The organism is Bradyrhizobium sp. SZCCHNRI20481, from assembly GCF_032485055.1.
Lineage (GTDB): Bacteria > Pseudomonadota > Alphaproteobacteria > Rhizobiales > Xanthobacteraceae > Bradyrhizobium.
This window is the reverse complement of sequence record NZ_JAUEUE010000002.1, coordinates 86757-107671: the sequence shown is the minus strand read 5'-3', so window position 1 is coordinate 107671 and position 20915 is coordinate 86757. Positions and strand designations below refer to the sequence as shown.

Annotated in this window: 17 protein-coding genes; 3 read left to right on the top strand and 14 right to left on the bottom strand. The window is 66.0% G+C overall.

What is annotated here, in order from left to right; translation table 11 throughout:
- Positions 1–117 precede the first annotated feature (117 nt).
- From QX132_RS03000 to QX132_RS02990, 3 genes are all read right to left on the bottom strand, one after another.
- Positions 118–2427, bottom strand: coding sequence for a caspase domain-containing protein (locus QX132_RS03000; RefSeq protein WP_316160039.1), 2310 nt, complete (start codon positions 2425–2427; stop codon positions 118–120).
- A 170-nt stretch (positions 2428–2597) separates the two neighbouring features.
- Positions 2598–6128, bottom strand: a complete 3531-nt coding sequence (dnaE, locus tag QX132_RS02995) for a DNA polymerase III subunit alpha (RefSeq protein WP_316160037.1) — start codon at positions 6126–6128, stop codon at positions 2598–2600.
- A gap of 465 nt (positions 6129–6593) precedes the next feature.
- Positions 6594–7307, bottom strand: coding sequence for an outer membrane protein (locus QX132_RS02990; protein ID WP_315756737.1), 714 nt, complete (start codon positions 7305–7307; stop codon positions 6594–6596).
- 269 nt (positions 7308–7576) lie between these two features.
- Between QX132_RS02990 and QX132_RS02985 the strand changes: the two genes are divergently transcribed.
- A complete protein-coding gene (locus QX132_RS02985) occupies positions 7577–7912 on the top strand; it encodes a DUF3551 domain-containing protein (RefSeq protein WP_315738242.1) in 336 nt (111 codons plus the stop codon).
- A gap of 107 nt (positions 7913–8019) precedes the next feature.
- Here the strand turns inward: QX132_RS02985 and QX132_RS02980 are convergent, their stop codons facing one another.
- Complete coding sequence (locus tag QX132_RS02980) at positions 8020–8793, bottom strand: outer membrane protein (protein ID WP_315711586.1); 774 nt, start codon at positions 8791–8793, stop codon at positions 8020–8022.
- Positions 8794–8850: 57 nt separating this feature from the next.
- On the opposite strand from QX132_RS02980, the gene QX132_RS02975 reads away from it, so the two are divergent.
- Positions 8851–8988 (top strand): hypothetical protein, encoded by a 138-nt coding sequence (locus QX132_RS02975; protein WP_315738243.1) that lies wholly within the window; start codon positions 8851–8853, stop codon positions 8986–8988.
- Positions 8989–9238: 250 nt separating this feature from the next.
- On the opposite strand, the gene QX132_RS02970 is transcribed toward QX132_RS02975, so the two are convergent.
- Positions 9239–10009 (bottom strand): helix-turn-helix transcriptional regulator, encoded by a 771-nt coding sequence (locus QX132_RS02970; protein ID WP_315810873.1) that lies wholly within the window; start codon positions 10007–10009, stop codon positions 9239–9241.
- A 141-nt stretch (positions 10010–10150) separates the two neighbouring features.
- Here QX132_RS02970 and QX132_RS02965 point away from each other — a divergent pair, with 141 nt between their 5' ends.
- On the top strand, positions 10151–11230 hold the full coding sequence (locus tag QX132_RS02965) for a zinc-binding alcohol dehydrogenase family protein (RefSeq protein ID WP_316160036.1): 1080 nt from the start codon (positions 10151–10153) through the stop codon (positions 11228–11230).
- A gap of 12 nt (positions 11231–11242) precedes the next feature.
- Here the strand turns inward: QX132_RS02965 and QX132_RS02960 are convergent, their stop codons facing one another.
- The 9 genes from QX132_RS02960 to QX132_RS02920 form a co-directional block, all read right to left on the bottom strand.
- A complete protein-coding gene (locus QX132_RS02960) occupies positions 11243–11944 on the bottom strand; it encodes an ABC transporter ATP-binding protein (RefSeq protein WP_315738246.1) in 702 nt (233 codons plus the stop codon).
- Positions 11945–11951: 7 nt separating this feature from the next.
- Positions 11952–13235: a lipoprotein-releasing ABC transporter permease subunit gene (locus QX132_RS02955; RefSeq protein WP_315711581.1), complete on the bottom strand. Its 1284-nt coding sequence runs from the start codon at positions 13233–13235 to the stop codon at positions 11952–11954.
- A 94-nt stretch (positions 13236–13329) separates the two neighbouring features.
- Entirely contained in the window at positions 13330–14664 is a 1335-nt protein-coding gene (gene proS / locus QX132_RS02950) for a proline--tRNA ligase (RefSeq protein WP_316160035.1), read from the bottom strand.
- 209 nt (positions 14665–14873) lie between these two features.
- A complete protein-coding gene (locus tag QX132_RS02945; protein WP_316160034.1) occupies positions 14874–15371 on the bottom strand; it encodes a TlpA disulfide reductase family protein in 498 nt (165 codons plus the stop codon).
- A complete protein-coding gene (locus QX132_RS02940; RefSeq protein WP_316160033.1) occupies positions 15368–16594 on the bottom strand; it encodes a sialidase family protein in 1227 nt (408 codons plus the stop codon). The genes QX132_RS02945 and QX132_RS02940 overlap by 4 nt, the downstream gene beginning before the upstream one ends.
- A gap of 8 nt (positions 16595–16602) precedes the next feature.
- Positions 16603–18993, bottom strand: a complete 2391-nt coding sequence (locus tag QX132_RS02935; RefSeq protein WP_316160032.1) for a TonB-dependent receptor family protein — start codon at positions 18991–18993, stop codon at positions 16603–16605.
- A gap of 91 nt (positions 18994–19084) precedes the next feature.
- Positions 19085–19528, bottom strand: a complete 444-nt coding sequence (locus QX132_RS02930) for a DUF2946 family protein (protein WP_315775055.1) — start codon at positions 19526–19528, stop codon at positions 19085–19087.
- A 63-nt stretch (positions 19529–19591) separates the two neighbouring features.
- The gene (locus tag QX132_RS02925; protein ID WP_315738252.1) at positions 19592–20110 is read right to left on the bottom strand and encodes a copper chaperone PCu(A)C; all 519 of its coding nucleotides are present in this window, start codon (positions 20108–20110) and stop codon (positions 19592–19594) included.
- 138 nt (positions 20111–20248) lie between these two features.
- Complete coding sequence (locus QX132_RS02920) at positions 20249–20614, bottom strand: DUF2946 family protein (protein WP_316160031.1); 366 nt, start codon at positions 20612–20614, stop codon at positions 20249–20251.
- Between the last annotated feature and the right edge of the window lie 301 nt (positions 20615–20915).

Sequence of the window (20915 nt, the reverse complement as noted above, 5' to 3'; positions counted from 1 at the left end):
CGCAACACGTCGTCGACTGCCGACGTCGTGCGCCCACGATCGATCAATCCGGCGGTCCGGCCAATATCGAAAACGGGCCTGCGATGCAACCGGCGCGCCGCGGCTGCGCCGGCCGGCTCAGCAATGCGGCACGTTCGGCGGACACCGCTTGCCCGGGGCCTGCGGCGGAGCAGGTCGCGGCGGTGGTGCAGCCGGTCTCGCCATCGGCGGCGGTGCGGCGGGCCGCGCCATCGCGGCCACCGGCGGCGGGCTTGGACGTGCCATCTGCGGCGGCGGGCTCGGACGCGCCATTGGCGGCGGCGGAGCCGGCCGCATCATCGGCGGCGGAGCGGGCCGGGCCATCGGGGGCGGCGCCGGCCGGGCCATTTGTGGCGGAGGAGCTGGGCGCATCACAGGCGGCGGCGCGGGCCGCGCCGGCGCCGCTCGAAGCACGGGCGCAGCCGGCGGCCGTGGCGGCGGCGGACTCGGCCGCGCAGCCGTCGGCGGCGCTGCGCGATGCTGGATCTGGTCGGGCACGGCCGGCTGCAGCCGCGGTCGCGCGTCCGGTGCGTGTGGAATGGCCGCCGGCGCAACCGGGCGAGGAGCCACCGCCGCGGGAGGCGCGGCGGGTACGCCGGGCGGCGTGCGGTTCGCCCGCATGTCCGGTCGGATCGCAGGCGTCTGCACCGCAGCGGGAAGCCCCGGCGCGCCACGTTGGCCCGGCACCGGAAGCGCATTCGCGTTTGGCGGGCCCTGCCCCGGCCGGCCGGCCTGATTTGGAAGCGCAGCCTGCGGAACGCCAGCAGGCAACGGTCCGCCCGGTCCGGCGGGTCGCGCGGCAGGATTGGCGACCGGTGCGGGCGGCGGCACCTTGCCCTGCTGGATCAGGGTCGCGCGCTGCATTACCGCGGGCGGCAATGCCGGCGCCGGCGCCACGGCCGGCTGGGTTGTCGCAGCGGGACCGGTGGACATCGGACCGGCAGGTGCGGGACGATTGATCACGGTGTTGATGACCGCGGTGTTGTGGATGTTCTGGTAGATGATGTTGTTCGGCGGCGGCGCAACGAAAGCCGGCGGCCGGACATAAACCGGGATCGGCACGAACACCGGCCGCGGCAGGATGAACAGGCCGACCGGCGCGAACGGCGGCGGCAGCTCCACGAACTCCGGCGGAGGCGGCGGCAGGATGTAGACCGGCGGCGGGGGCGGCGGCACGAAATCGAATTCGGGATCCGAGAACAGCAGCACCGGACGTTCGACATAGATCACCTCGTCGAGCGGCGGCGGCGGCACGTCATATTCGATCATCGCGAAGGTCGGCGGCGGCGCCGGCTGTGCCGACAACATCGCCAGCCGCCGCCGGGCGTCCTCGGCATGCGCGCCATAGGGATAGCGCTTCAGGTAGGACCAATAGGCCTCCGGGCTGTCGGTGCGAAACGTCCGTCGCCAGGTCAGCGCCTCGCGGCGAGCGGCGACGAGGGCGCGCACGCGCCGCGCCAGCGGGTCGCTCGGATAGGCGGCGATGAAATCCTCATAGCCCTGCAGCGTGTCGCGCTCCAGCGCCGCGGCATAGGCCTCCTGCACCGGCAGCTCGCGGATCGGGCGCGAGCGCAGCGCCGCGGTCTGCTCCGGCGAATCCGGCGTGACGGGCGCGTCCGGCGCCCGCTCGAAGAAGGTGAAGGCGGCCTGGATCTTCTGCGCATCCCACGGCACCTGCGCGCCCTTGGTCTCCTCGTTGACGCGCAGCCGCAGCCGGTCGAACACCTCCGGCAGCGACAGGCCGCCGGTGCGGATCATCTCCGCGAGCGAGCGCGCGTAGACGCCGTAGGCGCCGGTCTCGTTCGGCGCGATCGTGCCCGGCGCCGCATTGAAGGCGATCAGCATGTTGGCATCGGGCTCGACCAGCGCCAAGCCGCCGGCGATCGCCGGACCGCTGGCGATGAAGGGCTGCTGGCGGGCGGCATCGAGCACCACGACGCTGGCCTTCACCGGCGTCGCCGCAAGCTGGCGGATGTAGTCGCTGAGGCGCAGGCCTTCGGTCGGAATGTCGACGTCGCTGCCGATGTTGGCGTCGACGGGAAGAAAATAGTTCTCGCCGGCGAGCTGCATGCCGTAGCCGGCCAGATAGACCATTGCGACGGTGTTGGTGTCGGCTGACTGGGCCTTGTGAATGAAATCGCGAAAGCTCTTGCGCAGCGTGTCGGCATCGAGATCGCGCGCGCCGACCACATCGAAGCCCGCGGCCTGCAGCGTCTGCGCAATCAGGCCAGCATCGTTGGCCGCCGTGGCCAGCGGACCCTTGGCATAGGCCCCGTTGCCGATCACCAAGGCGATGCGCTTTTCGGCGCCGGGCTGCTGCGCTGCAGCAAGCCGCGGCAAGCCCGCCAAGGCGAGCAGGCAGAGCGAGACACTCAGGACGATCTTCGCGGTGATCTTGGCCAAGCGCATGGTTCAAGCCCCTTCGAGGCACCCGCCGCGGATTCAGCGGGAGAATGGCTGAACCGCGGTTGAACGGAGGCATGTCCGTACAGCCCACGCGCAGCTTTTTTGTTCCTCGTCCCCCCGTTCGACCAGCAAGATCGCCGAACGCAGCCGTTCCAGCGGAACGATCGCCCCGATTATAGCTGCTGCACGTCGACCACGCCGGTCACCGCCTTGATGGCACCTGCGATTTGTGGCGAAACCTTGAAGCGCCCCGGCAGCTTCATCTCCACCTCGGTTTCGAGGTCCAACATCATGACCAGCGACACCTCGCCTTCGCCTGCTGCTGCGCGGGGCGCCAATGGCGGCGCGGCACTCTTGGCGATGGCCCCGTTGCCATTGGCCGCGGCACCTTCCGGCCCCTGCAGGCGCTTGACGATGGAGTCGAGCGGCTTGGTGTCGCGCAGGAAGATGCGCAGGCCACGCTGCGTCTTGGCGGCGGCATCATCGAGCGGCTCGGCATGGAGCACGCGCGCGCGCACATCCTCGCCCTGCAGCTCGGCGCCGAGCTGAAGCAGCACCGCCGCGCCCGGCTCGAGCACGTCGCGATATTGTGCAAGGCCTTCGGAGAACAGCACCGCCTCGAAATGGCCTGTCGGATCCGACAGGCCCATGATGCCCATCTTGTTGCCGGTCTTGGTGCGCCGCTCCATGCGCGACACCACGGTGGCGGCGACCTTGCCCGCGGTCGCGCCGGTCTTCACTGCGCGCGAGAACTCGGCCCAGCTCTGGACGCGCAGGCGCTTCAGCGCCGCGGCGTAGTCGTCGAGCGGATGGCCCGACAGGAAGAAGCCGATCGCATCATATTCGCGCCGCAGACGCTCGGCCGGCAGCCAGTTCTCGATGTTGGGCAGGATGATCGCGGGCGCGTCGGCGGCGTTGCCGAACATGTCGTTCTGGCCCGAGGTCGCGGCCTCGTGGGCGCGCTGGCAGGCGGCGACGATGGCGTCGGCGCCGGCGAACACGCGCGCGCGGTTCTTGTCGAGCACGTCGAACGCACCGGCGGCAGCCAGCGTCTCGATGATGCGCTTGTTGATCGCGCGCGGATTGACGCGGGAGGCGAAGTCGGCGAGCGAGGTGAACGGCCCGCCCTTGTTGCGGGCCTCCACGATCATCTCGATCGCCTGCGGACCGACGCCCTTTAGGGCCGCCAGCGCGTAGAAGATGGTGTTGCCGCTGACCTCGAAGGTCGGCCCCGAGCGGTTGATCGACGGCGGCTCGACCTTGATGCCCAGGCGCTGCGCCTCGGTACGAAATTCCGAGAGCTTGTCGGTGTTGTTGAGATCGAGCGTCATCGACGCTGCGATGAACTCCACCGGATAATGCGCCTTCATGTAGGCGGTGTGGTAGGACACCAGCGCGTAGGCGGCCGCGTGCGACTTGTTGAAGCCGTAGTCGGCGAACTTGGCGAGCAGATCAAAGATCGTGTCGGCCTGGTCCTTCGGCACGCCGTTCTGGGTGGCGCCCTCGACGAAGCGGACACGCTGCTTGTCCATCTCGGCGCGGATCTTCTTGCCCATGGCGCGGCGCAGGAGGTCGGCTTCGCCGAGCGAATAGCCGGACATCTGCTGCGCGACCTGCATCACCTGCTCCTGGTAGATGATGACGCCGAAGGTCTCCTTCAGGATCGGCTCCAGGATCGGGTGCAGATATTCCGGCTCCTCCTCGCCGTGCTTGCGGGCGCAGTAGGTCGGGATGTTGGCCATCGGACCGGGACGATACAGCGCCACCAGCGCGATGATGTCCTCGAAGCGGTCCGGGCGCATGTCGATCAGCGCCCGCCGCATGCCCTGGCTTTCAACCTGGAACACGCCGACCACGTCGCCCCGCGCCAGCATCTGATAGCTCGGCGCGTCGTCGATCGGCAGAGTCGCGAGATCGACGTGGACGTCGCGCTGCTTCAGAAGCTTCACGGCGACGTCGAGCACGGTCAGCGTCTTCAGGCCGAGGAAGTCGAACTTGACGAGGCCGGCGGGCTCGACCCACTTCATGTTGAACTGGGTAACCGGCATGTCCGATTTCGGATCGCGATACATCGGCACCAGCTCGCTCAGCGGCCGGTCGCCGATGACGATGCCGGCGGCGTGGGTCGAGGCATGCCGCGTCAGGCCTTCGAGGCGCATCGCGATGTCGAAGGCGCGCGCCACCACCGGGTCCTCGTCGCGGAAGGCCTGCAGCTTCGGCTCGCCCTCGATCGCGGCGGCGAGCGTCACCGGCGCGGCCGGATTCTGCGGCACCAGCTTGGTGAGCTTGTCGACCTGGCCATAGGGCATCTGCAGCACACGGCCGACGTCGCGCAGCACGCCGCGCGCCTGCAGGGTGCCGAAGGTGATGATCTGCGCCACCTGGTCGCGGCCGTAGCGCTGCTGGACGTAGGAGATCACCTCGCCGCGGCGGTCCTGGCAGAAGTCGATGTCGAAGTCCGGCATCGAGACACGCTCGGGATTGAGGAAGCGCTCGAACAGCAGCGCGAACCGCATCGGATCGAGGTCGGTGATGGTCAAGACCCAGGCGACCAGGGAGCCGGCACCGGAGCCGCGACCCGGCCCGACCGGAATGCCGTGTGCCTTCGCCCATTTGATGAAGTCCGACACGATCAGGAAGTAGCCCGCGTACTTCATGCGCATGATGACGTCGAGCTCGAAGGCGAGCCGCTTCTGATAGTCCTCCTCGGTCATGCCCGGCGCCATGCCGTGCACCTTGAGGCGTCGCTCCAACCCCTCCTCCGCCTGTCGCTTCAGCTCGGCGGCCTCGGCGCTCGCGGCGTCCACGGCATCGCTGCCGGTGCCGGCGCCGACCGTGAAAAACGGCAGGATCGGCTTGCGCGTCCGCGGCCGGTACGAACAGCGCTCGGCGATCTCGACCGTCGAGGCCAAGGCCTCCGGAAGGTCGGCGAACAGCACCGCCATCTCGGCACGGGTCTTGAAGCGGTGATCCGGCGTCAGCTGCACGCGCTCGGTGTCGGCGACCAGATGGCCGCCGGCGATGCACAGCAGCGCATCATGCGCCTCGTAGTCGTCGGCGGTCGCGAAATACGGCTCGTTGGTCGCGACCAGCGGCAGGCCCTTGCCATAGGCGATATCGATCAGGCCGCCTTCGACGCGGCGCTCGCGGTCGACCCCGTGGCGCTGCAGCTCGATGTAGAGGCGGTCGCCGAACAGGCTTGCCAGCCGCTCGCAGCGCTGCGTCGCAAGTGCCGCCATGTCGTGCTGGATCGCGAGCGAGATCGGCCCATCGGGCCCGCCGGTGAGCGCAATCAGACCATCGACACCCTCGTTCAGCCACTCGAACTTGATGTGCGGCGCCTGATGCGTCGGCGTGTCCAGGAAGGCGCGCGAGTTCAGCCGCATCAGGTGGCGGTAGCCCTCCTCGCGTGCGGCCAGCAGGACGATTCGCGAGGGCTGCGCGACCGCACCGGCATTGCGGGCATTCGGGTCCATGTCGCCGAAATCGATGGCGAGCTCGCAGCCGGCGATCGGCTGGATGCCATAGCTCGCCATCTTGTCGGAGAATTCGAGCGCACCGAACATGTTGTCGGTGTCGGTCAGCGCCAGCGCGGGCTGGCGATCGGCCTTGGCGAGCTCGCCGAGCTTGCCGATCTTGATCGAGCCCTTCAGCAGCGAATAGGCGGAGTGAACGTGGAGATGGACGAATCCGGCGCTGGACATGCTCGCTTTGCAACTTCCTGGGGCTTTTCCGAGATCGATCACGGTGTCGGGCCGGCTTCCGGGCTTGCTCGGGTCACGACCCGGCGCCATGCCCTATCTCCCGACCGACTCGCTCCGCATCATATCGGAGGCCCTCCGGCGAGTCCGGCGCCCTCGCCTGCCTTGTCCCCAGTCGCTGCGCTCGGAAAACTAAAGCTGTGGAATGATTTGCGCCCAGAGCGCGATCATGCCGACGAACAGCGTGATCGACGCCAGCGCGGCGGCTTCTTGAACGAAAACCTTCAGCATCGGGACCTCCCTGAGTCAGAACATATGAAGAACAATGTTCCTTTTCTGTTCTCAGGTCAAGCGCGCTGATCGACCCGTTGCCGCGCCCGCGCCGCAGATGGTTAATCCGGCCCACAAACAAGAAGCCCCGGCGCGAACGCCGGGGCTTTGCAATCCGCCGATCGTGCGCGGATCGACTCAGTACCGCGTCGCGATCGGGCCGCCGAAGCGGTAGTTCAGGCGGGCGGTGAACAGATCGACGTCCTGCTTGATGCTGTCGGAGCCGAGCGCACCGAAGCTGACGGTCTGGCGATCCATGAACAGATGGTCGTACTCGACGCCCAGCGACCAGTTCGGCGCGAAGCCGTATTCGAGGCCGGCACCGACCACGCCGCCCCAGCGCGTGTCGTCGTTGGAGGCGAGGAACGCGCCGGTCGCCGCGTTGGTGATCGTGTACTTGTTGCTGGTCACGGCCGCGCCGCCCTTGGCGTAGAGCAGCACGTTGTTGATGGCATAGCCGACCTGGCCGGTGAACAGGCCGAACGCATCGGTCTTGGTGCGGTTACGCGTTCCGAACAGCGCGCTCTGATTGTCGCCGGTGAGGTCGGCCCAATTGCCCTGCGCCTCGACGCCGAACACGATCTGGCCCATCTGCCAGCGATAGCCGACCTGGCCACCGACGGTGCCGCCGGATGCATCATGCGAACCCTCGCGGCCGCCGCCGACCAGATCCCAGGTGTTCTCGCTCCAGCCGCCGCCACCGTTCACGCCGATGTAGAAGCCGCTCCAGTCATAGATCGCAGCCATCACCGGCGGCGGTGCCTTCGTGTAGGGACGCGCAGCGAGATCCGCGGCAAGCGCCGGCGAGGCCAGCACCACGAGCGCCGTCGTCGTCAACAGAAGTTTCTTCATCACAGGTCCAGTCTCGTCTCATTTGGCCCCCAGGCCAGCCGCATCTCTTAACGATCTGCGCCACAATTGCTGTAGCCGCTCGGTCACAGCTCGCTGCTGAAAGGCCACGAGACATGTTGGGAAATTAATCTTTAATCACAGTGTGTTGATGGAACTTTCCAGCTTGCAATCGAGGGCCGACCGACTACACACGCGTGAGGGCCGTCGCGCCGGTGCTTCGCCATGAAGCACGCGCGTTCTGGTCATCAAGGAATGAAGGGAGATCGTTGATGCGTGAGGTTTTATTTGCGGCCCTGGCTGCAGCCGGCCTCGTGGTCGCAACCCATGCGCCGGCTCACGCCGTCGGTGTCAGGCATGCGTTCTGTCTGCAGGGTGATGAGTTTCCGGGCTTGAGCCACTGTACCTTCGACACTTACGCGCAATGCCAGGCGACGGCGTCGGGACGCCTGCTGAACTGCATCGCGAATCCCTATTTCGCCGGCGTCAGCAATGACCCGCGCGCGACGCCCTATCCGTATCCGCACAGGCAACGGATCAAGCCGCGTCCGCCGGCGCCAAATCCCTACGCGCCGTTCCCCAACCCATTCGTGTTCGAAGAGGACTGACCCGTCCCCCACCTTCGACGCAGCGAGCTATCGTTTCAGGCCATACCATCGAAGGTTCGTCGAAGCCGTGGCTCCGACGAACCGAAGCAATCGATGATGTCGTTGCGTCAGCGCATCATCCCGAAACCCGGACCGAACTTGTAGTTCAGCTTCACGAGCCCGATGTCGACATCCTGCTTGATGCGATGAGTCATCGCGGGCGCGCCGGCCGCGGCGACGAAGTTCAGGTTCTTGTTACCCAGGAAGATGTGGTCGTACTCGACGCCGACCGACCAGTTCGGCGCGAAGCCATATTCGAGGCCGGCACCGATCGTGCCACCCCAACGCGTGGTGTTGGCGCGATCGAGCATCACGTTGGTGCCCGTGGTGAAGGTGTCGTAGCGATCGCCGACGACCGCGGCACCGCCCTTGATATAGCCGAGAATGTTGTCGAAGGCATAGCCGACCTGGCCGGTGAACAGGCCGAAGCCGTTGGTGCGTGAACGGTCGCTGACATTGGGAAGAATCAGGTTGCGATTCGTGCCTTTGAAATTCGCCCAGTCGCCCTGCGCCTCGACGCCGAACACCCAATTGGCCATCTGATAGCGGTAGCCGACCTGGCCGCCGACGGCCGCGCCGCCGCCGCCGGAGCAGCCTTCGCGGTTGGCTGCCGGGTTCACCGCCACACCGGCGTTCGAAACCAGATTCCAGCAATCCCGACTGGAACCTCCGCCGGCGTTGAAGCCGACATAGAAGCCGCTCCAGTCATACACCGTCGCCACGACGGCGGGCGGCGCCTTGGTGTACGGCCCCTTCTTCATTGGAAGATCAGCTGCGAATGCAGACGTCGCCGCGGCGATTGCGCCGAGCCCCACCGTTGCGCCGAAAAGCGTCTTCATCATCGAACTCCGTAGCTTCTGTCCCAAAGTCCCCAGGCCCTCTGGTTTCGTGCGAAAAACATGCAGCGCGACGAAGCGATCCTGCCACCCGCATTCGCTCCGCCGACATCAACCGATGTGCAGATCAGAACCATTCTTTCCGGCTTTTATGGGATTGGGCGCAAAGGCCTGTTTTCCAAGGCTTTGCCCGCAACATGAACAAACAACTAATAAGATGTAAGGAGGAGTCGTGGCCGGCGTCCATCCATGGCCACAATACGCGCGACGGCAAAATCGTGATCGGGAAACTCCCGGTCACGGAACGAACCCTGTCACGTCTCAGTCGTGAATTCTTCAGGGCAGCACGACGAGTCTTGCGAATGCGTAGCATCATCATGCGCAAAGCGGACGAATGTGTGGTACTTCCCGGCCCATGCTGAACGCACGCTCGTCCGGAGCGGCATCGTCATCACGTGTAGTAGATCGCCAATTTCAGCGCGGGATCGTCATTGGACTGGAAGGTCGCGTATCGCAGCCTCACGCGGCCCTTCTTCGGATGCTCGAGCAGCTTCTCGCCGGCAGCAAGCGCATTGACGTCGTGCGCCGCCCACAGGCCGTCGAACTCGCGGCTGCCGCGCCGCAGCCGCGCGATCAGATCGACGAAGGCGGGATCGCCCGCCCACAGATCGTAGGTCGCGCGAAACTGCGCGACCATGCGTTGCGCCAGCTCCTTCCATTGCGCGCCGAACAGCCGGCGCACGCCGGGCTTGCACAGCATCAGCACCAACGTGTTGCGCTCATCGTCGGCGAGTTGCGAGAAGCCGAAGATCTCGTCCGCCGCGGCATTCCAGGCCAGCACATCCCATCGCCGTCCGGAGATGTAGGCCGGCTGGTTCAGACCCTGCACGAGCTCGCGCAGCCGGACCGGCACCTGCTCGCGCACGAACGGCTTGCGCGCAGGATCGCGCACCAGCGCCTTGAGATGAGCATGCTCGGTTCGGCTCAGGCGCAGGGCGCGCGCCAGCGCATCGATGGTCGAGGAGGACGGCTTCACGGCCCGGCCCTGCTCGATTCGGATGTACCAGTCGACGCCGATGCCAGCGAGCTCGGCCACTTCCTCCCGTCGCAGCCCTGCGGTGCGTCGCCGCCGCCCGGCCGCGAGTCCGACCGCTTGCGGCGTCAGCTTCTCGCGCCGCGAGCGCAGGAAGTTGCCGAGCTCGGCATGTCGCGGATCACTCATGTGCTGGATCCCTCATGGTTCGCTCCCGCGGGAGGTGTGGCCAGCGTGGGCTTGCCTAATCCCAGGATAATACCAGGCCTTCCTGCGCGGAGCATAGACCGGCAGGCTGGAGCCTCGCCACCGCGAAAATGGAGAAGGACCATGAAGGCCGCCGTGCTCAAACGATTTGGATCGCCGCTCGAGATCGAGCATGTCGAAGACCCCGTGCTCGGCACCGGCGAAATCATCGTCGACATCGCCGCGGCCGGCGTGCTGTCCTATGCGAATGAAGTGTTCAGCGGCGAACGGAAGTACCTGCTGGACCTGCCGGTGATCCCCGGCACCGGAGGGGTCGGCCGGGTCAGCGCCCTCGGCCCCGACGCGACGCATCTCGCCATCGGCGACTGGGTGTTCTGCGATCCAACCGTGCGCTCGCGTGACGCAGCCTTCGCCCCCGACATCACCCTGCAGGGCTTGAGCGCGCGCGGACCGGGCGGGCTGAGGCTGCAACAATATTTCCGGCACGGCTCGTTTGCCGAACGGATGCGCGTGCCGACGGAGAACTCCAAGCCGATCGGGGCCATCGACACTGATGACGCTGCGCGCTGGTGCGCGCTCGGCACCCTGCTCGTGCCCTATGGCGGCTTTATTGCCGCCAATCTGCACGCGGGCGAGACCGTCCTGGTCAGCGGCGCCACCGGCAGGTTCGGCAGCGCCGCGGTCGCGGTGGCGCTTGCCATGGGCGCCGCTGCGGTCGTGGCGCCCGGCCGCAACGAGGTCATGCTGGCGGAGCTGAAGCGCCGGTTCGGATCCCGCGTCCATCCGGTCAGGCTCTCGGGCGACGAGGGCGAGGACATCGCACGCATGAAGCGCGCGGCGCCGCGCCCGATCGACTGCGTGCTCGACATCATGCCGCCGTCGGTCACCGCCCAGGTCGTGCGGTCGGCCGTGATGACCGTGCGTCCCTATGGGCGCGTGGTGCTGATGGGCGGCGTCGGGATGCTGGGCGGAGCCGGGCTCGAGCTGCCCTATCCCTGGATCATGCGCGAGTGCGTCACGATCCACGGCGTCTGGATGTACCCGCCAAGCGCGACGGTCAGGATGGTGGAGCTGATCAGGGCCGGGCTGCTCGACCTTGCGCAGTTCGAGCCGACCTGTTTCGACCTCGATCATGCCAACGACGCGGTCGCCCATGCCGCCGCCCATCGCGAGCCGTTCAAGATGACGGTGATCAGGCCCTGACTGCGGCCGGACTCAGTCGAGCTCGACGACCTTGCCGCCGACGATGGAGACGCGCCGGTCCATGCGGCCCGCCAGCTCCATGTTGTGGGTCGCGATCAGCATCGCGACCCGCGTCGCCTTCACGAGCTGCATCAGCGCGTGAAAGACGTGATCGGCGGTGCCAGGATCGAGATTGCCGGTCGGCTCGTCCGCCAGCAGCGCACGCGGCGCATTGGCGACCGCACGCGCGATCGCGACGCGTTGCTGCTCGCCGCCGGAGAGCTCGGCCGGACGGTGCTTGATGCGCTCGCCGAGCCCGAGATAGGCCAGGATCTCGGTCGCCCGCTTCACGGTCTCCGACCGCTTGAGGCCGCGGATCATCTGCGGCAGCATCACGTTCTCCAGCGCCGTGAACTCCGGCAGCAGCCGGTGCGACTGGTAGACGAAACCGATATCGGTCCTGCGCATCTGGGTGCGCTCGATGTCGGTGAGCTGCGACGTCGGCACGCCCCCGACATAGACCTCGCCCTCGTCGGGGCTCTCGAGGAGGCCCGCGATGTGCAGCAATGTCGACTTGCCCGAGCCCGACGGCGCCACCAGCGCCACCGACTGCCCCGCCCACAACGCCAGCTTGGCGCCGTCCAGGATGGTCAGCTGCTGCTCGCCCTGCATGTACCGCCGCTTGATCTCGTGGAGATAAACGACCGGCACATCCTCTGCCCCCTGCTCTTCCATCAGCGCCTCACTCGTAGCGAAGCGCTTCGACCGGGTCTAATCGGGCCGCGCGCCATGATGGATAGAGCGTAGCCAGGAAAGACAGGGTCAAGGCCATGATCAGAACGGCCGCGGTCTCGCCGGCATCGATCTCAGCCGGCAGCTTCGACAGGAAATAGAGCTCATTGGGAAACAGATCGGTGCTCGTCAGCCAGGACAGAAACTTCCTGATCGAATCGATATTCATCGAGATCAGGAGGCCGACGACGAATCCGGTGAGCGTGCCGACCACCCCGATCGAGGCGCCGGTGATCAGGAATATCCGCATGATCGCCCCCTGCGAAGCCCCCATGGTGCGCAGCACGGCGATGTCCTGGCCCTTGTCCTTGACCAGCATGATCAGTCCCGAAACGATGTTGAGCGCCGCGACCAGGACGATCAAGGTCAGGATCAGGAACATCACGTTACGCTCGACCTGCAACGCATTGAAGAAGGTCGAGTTGCGCTGGCGCCAGTCGACGAGAAAGATGGGTCGGCCGGCCGCCTCGGTCACCGTCTTGCGAAACTCCTCCACCTTGTCGGGATTGCTGGTGAAGATCTCGATCGCGGTGACGTCGTTGTTGCGATTGAAATAGGCCTGCGCTTCGGCCAGCGGCATGAAGACGAAGCTGGCGTCGTATTCCGACATCCCGATCTCGAACACCGCCGCGATCTTGTAGGGCTTGATGCGCGGCGTGGTGCCCATCGGCGTCACGGCGCCCTTTGGGGCGACCAGGGTGATGCTGTCGCCGGCATGCAGCGACAGCTGGTCCGCGAGCCGGCGCCCGATCGCCACGCCCTGCCCCTCGTCGAAACCTTCCAGCGAGCCCTGCTTGATGTTCTTGGCGATCGACGTCAGGTTCGTGAGGTCCTGCGCGCGAATGCCGCGGATGAACACGCCTGACGCATTGAATGGCGACGAGCCCAGACCCTGTCCGTCAACCACCGGCGCGGCAAGGCGGATGCCCTGCACCTGCGCAATCCGCTCGGAGACGTCCTTCCAGTCGGTGAGCGGCGACTCCAGCGGCTGCACCAGCAGATGCCCGTTCAGACCGAGGATCTTGTCGAGCAGCTCCTTGCGGAAGCCATTCATCACCGCCATCACGATGATCAGGGTGGCAACGCCGAGCATGATGCCGAGGAAGGAGAACCCGGCGATGACGGAGATGAACCCCTCCCGGCGGCGCGCACGCAAATAGCGCCCCGACAGCATCCACTCGAAGGGAGCGAAGGGGGTGGTGGTCTGCACCGGTTCGGTCATGGCGTCATCCATTGTGCGATCATCCCATGATTCGGGCCGAATGTGGCCGGATTGGCCTGAAGGGACGGGCAGCCCCGGTGGATAATCCGATGATCGAACGCGCGTCTCAGCCAGCCAATGTTCCGCCGCCGAGCCGTGCCACGACGTCCGCGGGGGACATCATCTGGCGGGCGCCGTCGCTGCGGGTCTTCACCTCAACCTTGCCCTCGGCAAGGCCCTTGGGGCCGACCATGATCTGCCAGGGGACGCCGATGAGGTCGGCCGTGGCAAACTTGCCGCCGGCGCGCTGCTCGGTGTCGTCGTAGAGCACGTCGACCCCCTTGGCGAGGAGATCGCGATAGAGCTGCTCGCAGGCAGCATCGGTGTCGGAGCCGCCCTGCTTCAGGTTGAGGATCACGGCGCGGAACGGGGCGACCTCCTCCGGCCATCTGATGCCGGCGTCGTCGTGGCAGGCCTCGATGATCGCACCAGCCAGCCGTGACACGCCGACGCCATAGGAGCCGCCGTGGATGGCCACCTCCGCCCCATCGGGGCCCGCGACCAGCGCCTTCATCGGCTCGGAATATTTGGTGCCGAAATAGAAGATCTGGCCGACCTCGATGCCGCGGGTATGGACCCGCCGCTCAGCCGGCACCTCGGCTTCGAAGCGAGCGGCGTCATGGACGTCCTCGGTCGCCGCATAGAGCGACGTCCATTGCTTGATGATCGGCGTCAGGTCGCCGTCATAGTCGACGGAGGCCGGAGGGATCGGCAGGTCGAGCACATTGCGGTCGCAGTAGACGCCGGATTCACCGGTCTCCGCGAGCACGATGAACTCATGGCTGAGATCGCCCCCGATCGGACCGGTCTCGGCGCGCATCGGGATGCCCTTCAGGCCCATCCGCGCAAAGGTGCGCAGATAGGCGACGAACATCTTGTTGTAGGCGCGCCGCGCGCCGGCCTCGTCGAGGTCGAACGAATAGGCGTCCTTCATCAGGAATTCGCGGCCGCGCATCACGCCGAAGCGGGGACGCTGCTCGTCGCGGAATTTCCATTGGATATGATAGAGATTGAGCGGCAGGTTACGGTAGGACTTCACATAGGCACGGAAGATCTCCGTGATCATTTCCTCGTTGGTCGGCCCGTACAGCAACTCACGCTTGTGGCGGTCGCTGATGCGCAGCATCTCCGGACCGTAGGCATCGTAGCGGCCGCTCTCGCGCCAGAGGTCGGCGAGCTGCAGGGTCGGCATCAACAGCTCCAGCGCACCGGCGCGGTTCTGCTCCTCGCGCACGATCTGCTCGATCTTCTTCAGCACCTTGAAGCCCAGCGGCAGCCAGGCATAGATCCCGGCCGCCTCCTGCCGCAGCATGCCGGCGCGCAGCATCAACCGGTGCGAGACGATCTCGGCTTCCTTCGGATTTTCTTTCAGAATGGGCAGGAAAAACCGCGACAGACGCATGGGCGAGGCCTTCGAGATTCGGTTCGGGCTGGCGCAGTCAAACCGGATCAGGCGGCAAAACACAAGGCTGGGTTTGAGAAAAAGCGGCTAAGCCGCCGGATTCCCAGTCAATTTACCGGTTTCCCTGAAGTGGAGGATGAACCCCGCCGCGGCGCCATCTCAAGGCTGGTCGCGGCGCGGCCAGCCTTGATCCCCTCGCCCGGACCGTCCTAGCGCGACCGTCCCTGCTCCGAGGACCATTTGTCGAGATCGCTGATCTCGGCGCTGCCTTCGATGGTCGAGACGACGCCCTCGCGGGTCACGAGCATCGTGCGCGGAATGTCGCCCTGCCAGGACGGATCGATCTCGAACCGGAGGCGCTCCACATAGCCGTCGGCGAAAATGAAGTTCTCCGCCGTGGAGAGACCGGCCTTGTCCAGCATGGCCTGGGTCGCGGCATTCAGATTGGGCACGAGGTCGGCGCTGACGGTGACCACGTCGATCTCGGGATGATCGAACATGAACTTGCCGAGCTGCGGCAGCTCGATCTTGCAGGGGCCGCAGGTGACGCCCCAGAAATGGATCAGGGTCGGACGACCCGCATGGGCCCGCAGCACCTCGTGCCAGGTGCCGCGCTCGAACGGTTTCAGCGATGATGGAGCTGCAGTGCTCGACGCGGTCAAGGCGACGAGGCCAAAGATCGCAAGGGCTGCGAATGCGCGTTTCATGACTCATCTCCAATCGGCTGCAACCGATAGCCGTCCGACTTGGTCATCCAGGACAGGAAGATCTGCCTGCCACGGGCGACCAGCAGCGGGTGATCCGACGCATTGTCCGTGCTGGCAACGGCGCGCGGCTTCGACCACGTCTCGCCATCGTCCCGCGATTGCATTCCCATCACCGTGGTCCGCTCGCCGTCGAACTCCTTCCACACCAGCGTTGTGCTGTCCTGGGTCGCGAGCACATAGGGCCGCGTGGGATTGCGATCGGCCTGACCGATCGACATGGGCTCCGAGAACGTTCGGCCACCGTCGCGCGAATGCGCATAGAACAGCCCCTTGCGAGCCTTGCCGTTGGTGAACCAGGCGACGTGATAGGTGCCGGTCGGCGCCACGGCCAGGCTCGGCCCTTGATGCGGGCAGGCCTTGATCTGCCAATCGTCGGTGCTGACCCGGTAGACCTCGCCGGGCGTGCCGAGATCACTGAACGTGATCACGGCATGGTCGCGCACGCTGCCATCGAAAATGTTGCGGAACATCACGACCGGACGACCCGGCCCCGCGAACGCAAGCCCGAGCCGGCAACATTCGCAGGTGTTGTCCTGGGCGAGCGTCGCTTCGGCATAGGTGGCACCGCCATCGCGCGACGACGAGAAGAACAGCCCTGCGCCCTCATAGGAACGCCCGGCGGCCTTCGCCGGCGCCCGGTTGCGCTTGTCGAGCCAGGCCACGAAGACGGTGCCATCCTGGTCCAAAGCCAGCGCCTCGAAGCGCTGGCTTTCGTTGCTGGCCGTGATCGGGCGAACCGCTGCGAAGCTTTTGCCGCCGTCCTCCGACCTGGAGTACAGCACCTGCCCGTTGAAGGCTTGGTCGCGGAAAATCGAGAACGCGACCGCAACCGCGCCCTTGCCATCGACCACCAGCTTCGGCCGAGCATCGGGCCCCCAGTCGAGGTTGAGCTGCTGCTCGGTGACCGGCACGGTGGCGGAATATGACTTCCCGCCATCGGCCGAGCTCGCCACCGAGATCCGTCCTCCGGCCATCCAAACGAGCCAGAGCTTGCCGTCGCCAGCGAAGAACGGCGTCACCTTGGTTGCGCATCGGAGCTCAGTGCCCTCGCATGCTGCCTCCGCCCCATGCTGGTGCGCCATCTGGGCTTGGGCGGTGAGCGGACAAAGCACGGCGATCGCCAGCCCGACGAGCCCGCTCCGAAGCTGTGCGATCCTTGTCATTTCGGTCCTCATCGGAATGCCACCTTCATGCCGGCCAAAAAGGCGCGCGGTGAGCCGGCGTAGATCGTCCCGGTGCCGGCCAGTCCCTGCACGCCGGCGCCCGTCACCGTATTCTGCAGGTTGTTTGCGGAGGCGATGTAGGTGCGGTCGAACACATTGCGGACCTCGAAGAAGACGTTCATCGACTTGAACGTATCCGAGGCAAGCTCGGTCTTGTAGTGGACGTTCAGATTGACGAGCTCATAGCCCGGTGCCTTCAGCAGATTGGCGTTGTCCATATAGAAGGAATCCTTCCACTGGACCTCGACGAAGGCACCAAGCCCCGCGAGCCTCCCGCTATGGTGATCGTATCCGAGCCGTGCGGTCAGCTCGTTCGGCGAGATGCCGGGAATCTTGTTGCCAACGCGGTTGAAGCTGAACAGCTTCGAGCCGCCCGCAAGGTTCTCGGTATATTCAGTGTAGACTTGGTCGAGGTAGGTGTAGGCAGTGGTGAACCGCCAGCCCGGCAGGAACCGCCAATCGGCCGCCAATTCGACGCCGCGATGCTCCGAGCGCGGTGCGTTGAAGGTGTAGGAGGTGTTCTGCGTCCCCGTGACGGCCTGGGTGACGATCTCGTTGCGGAAGAACTCGTAGAAGCCCGTCGCGCTGAGGGTCAGAGACCGGTTCGGCGTCCAGTCGAAACCCACGTCGTAGCCCAGATTGGTCTGCGACTTCAGTTGGGTGTTGTTGCCGAAATCGCCGGTTGGCAACACGAACAGGTTCGAGACCTGCGGCGTGCCATAGCCGGTGGCAACGCGGGCGCGCAGCAGCCAGTCGCTGTTCACGCGGTAGAGCAGCGCCAGCTCGGGAGCGAGATTGTCGAACTGCCGGTCCGCCGTCGTGATCGTCGTCGTTGTCGTCGCGCCGTAGGTATAGGCGGTGTTCACGCCGCGCAGATGGGTACGCTCCCAGCCGAGACCGGCCACCGCCGTCAGTGCCGCTGTCAGCTTGAGCTCCTCGCGCGCCCGCAGGCCGTAGTTGGTGGTCTCGCTCCAGGTGTTGGCCGAGAGGCCGCCGAGCGCCGCGTTGCCGCCGGGCACGACGAAGCGCGTATCTCCGGACGCGGTCAGCGTGTTGTAGAATGCCCCGAAGAAGGCGGTCGATTCCAGCCCGAAGATCTCACCCCGCCTGGTGATGTCGCTCATGTAGTTGTAGGACGGATAATCGCCGATCGCACTGGTCGAGCCGGTCGGCTGGCTGATGTTGCGGTCGTCGAACACGAACTGGTTGCGCCAGCTCGTGTTGTTGTCGAAGTCGTGCTCCCAGCGCCCGCCCACGATGGTGCGGCGGTCGTTACGGCCGAGCCCGGCTTGCAGCGCGGTCTCCTGGTCCACCCCGCCGAGCGTATTGAGGCCGTTCTTGTTGAGCCCGACGGTCGCGCAGCCGGCTGCTCTGGACGCCCAGGTGGTGCAGCCCTGCTGGTACGGGTTTTGATAGTATTGGCTCAGCGTGTAACGGAGCGGCAGCCGCGTGACCAAGTCGTTGTTGATGATCTTGACCGTGAAGCGGTCGTCGGGCGTCACCTTGTAGGTGCCGAGGAAGTTGACGGTCTGGGTGTTGAACCAGCTGTTGCCGAGATAGCCGTCGCCGCGGACGTCGCTGGTGAACAGCGAGCCCTCGAAATTACCGACCTTCTTGCCGAACGTCATGTAGTTGCTGAGATAGCCGAAGCTGCCGCCTTCGCTGCCGATCTCCGCGCCATCGATGCTGCCGCCCGGGCGGGTGCGGAAGTTGATCGCACCTCCGGTCGCGTAATTGCCGTAGAGCGCCGAGGACGGCCCGCGGATCACGTCGACCGCACCGTAGGCGTGGGGATCGATCAGGTCGCTGCGCGACAGCCCGTCCGGCTGCGTGACGGGAAAGCCGTCCTCGAACAGCGCGATGTTGCGGATGCCGAAGCCGTTGCGGGCATTGGAGCCGCGGATCGAGATGCCGAGATCGCGCGGTCCGTTGCCCTGCTTGAGCGAGACGCCGGGGCTTTCGCGCAGGATGTCGCCGACGGAAAACGCAGGCCGGTCATCGTAGCGGCTGCGGTCGATCGTGGCCGCGGTCTGGCCGGACGGCGACTGGCTGAGCTGGCTGCGAGCGGCGCCGGCACCCGAGGCTGGGTCGGACACCGCTCCTCCCTGCCCGGAGCTGCTGGCCACGGATGCGGCAGGCGGCTTCGGCACGTGAGTGCGGACGGATGTTGCCTGCGCGATCGGCTTGCGCACGGCCCGTTGTGGCGCGGCGCGTGGCGCGTCGACGGTGACGGACGGCAATTCCTTCTCGGTCTCGGCGCGCGCGATCGTGGCCGATTGCAGCAGCATGAGCTGCAGGGCGAGCACGCTCACACCACCAAGGGCATGACGACGGAACATGTTTGACTTCCCCGATGCCGGCTGCACGGCCGGTCTTCCTGGTTCAGAACGGATTGGCGCGCTGCTGCGGCGCCGATGACGATTTCTGTGCTCAGGAAAGGAAGGGAGGTCCTCTTGGTTGCGCCTGTGCCCGGGCGAGCAGATGAACGAGGCGGAGCTCGCGCGCAGTCCAGACGATGGACGCCGTCAGACGCAGCGGAGCCGCATCGAATGGCGCGGGCGGCGCATCGAGCGCCGCGGCAGCGTGCAGCACGCAGCACATGACGCAGTCGAGGCCGCAGGCGGTGCGGTCGGTATCGCCATTCGATGGCGCCGCATCCGTCTCGGCATGACAGATCACCACCCCGCCAAACGGATCGGCCGTCGCGATCGTCACAGCCGTCATGGCGGACGCCGCCACTGGCGCTAGCACCTGCAACAGCATTGCTAGCAGAGCGACCGGCAGATATCGGCCGAGCTTTCGACGGAAGCGGGCGGCAGGCCCCCGAGCACGGCCGACCGCCACCAGCCGGCTCGCGAGCGAACCGGCTGTCATGGCAGCGTTCACCACCCGTTGCATCGAGGCCGGCCTCTCCGTCGGAGTCGCAGTGCGCCCGGCCTACATCTTCATGCCGGAATGATCGTGCTGCTTCATCATGCTGCCGCCCTCTCCGCCCGGCCCCTTGGCGCCGACCGCCTGCACCTCGAGCGTCACGGCGACCTTGCCGGCCTTCTCGAACTCCAGCGTGACCGGCAGCTTGTCGCCCTGCTTCAGCGGGCTCTTCAGATCCATCAGCATCAGGTGATAGCCGCCCGGCGCCAGCGCGACGGTCTTGCCCGGCTCGATCGTGAGTCCCTTATCCAGCGGACGCATGGTCATGACGCCGTTGGTGACGGCCATCTCGTGAATCTCGACTCGCCCGGCGACGTCGCCCGTCACTGCGACGAGGCGGTCCGGCGCGCTGCCCTTGTTCTCGATGGTCAGATAGCCGGCGCCTGTCTTGGCGCCGCCCGGCGTGGCGCGGCTCCATGGCTGGGTGATGACGAGGTCACCGGCCTTCACGTCCGCGGCGAAGGCGGCAGAAGATCCGCCCAACAGGAGAGCGAATGCAAGCAGAGAGCGTCCGAGGAAGGTCATGTCGGTTATCCTTTTCTTGGCGGCAATGCGCCAGCAGCTCGATCGATCGGCACGTGTCCGCGCGCCAGTTACGGCCGAGCAGACAACGCACGGTGGTTATGCGATTTGGGAGATAAGGGCCGCACAGCAGCCAGCGCGTCACGCTGCGGGCGGAGCCCTTGCCTGCGCGTTCGAGAAGGCCTTGGTGATCCGGCCGGCCGGATCACCGGCGCGCCACACGACCTCGCCCGATTCCCGTTGCGGCGTGGCGATGGCGGACAGCTCCGGCCCATCCAGCGTGACCGGCTGCGCCAGGCAGCACAGCGAACAGCCGTGGAGCGCGAGCTTCGCCGGCGACTCATCGTCCACCGACTGGGAACCAGACTGGCTGTGGCAGATTTCGAGGCCGCGCAGCGGGTCAGCTGCGGCTGAAGCCGCCGCCCAGGCAGCACCGATCGGCGCCAGGATCTGCACCATCAGTGCGATCAGCATGATCGGGAGAAACGCCTGCAGCCGCTGCCGCATCAAAGCCTGCCAAATGAACTGAATTCTTCTGCCCGAGCGAACGCCAGGAGTCGAGGTCGGACAAGGCACAGTCGGCACATTTCGCCAGCGGTCGTTGATTAAGAACAATCCCGCCGCAACCGATGGGCCGACCGCTTTCACGGTAATTCAGCACCCATCACGAGAAAACACGAAAATAAAACTCGTCAATTGCAAGCACTTACCGATCATTTCAGAGAGTGCGCGAATTTTGAACAATCGTTGCCGAAAAGGATGACAAACGCAAAAAGATCGTCTACGAATTTGGGCCTCAGGCTAACGC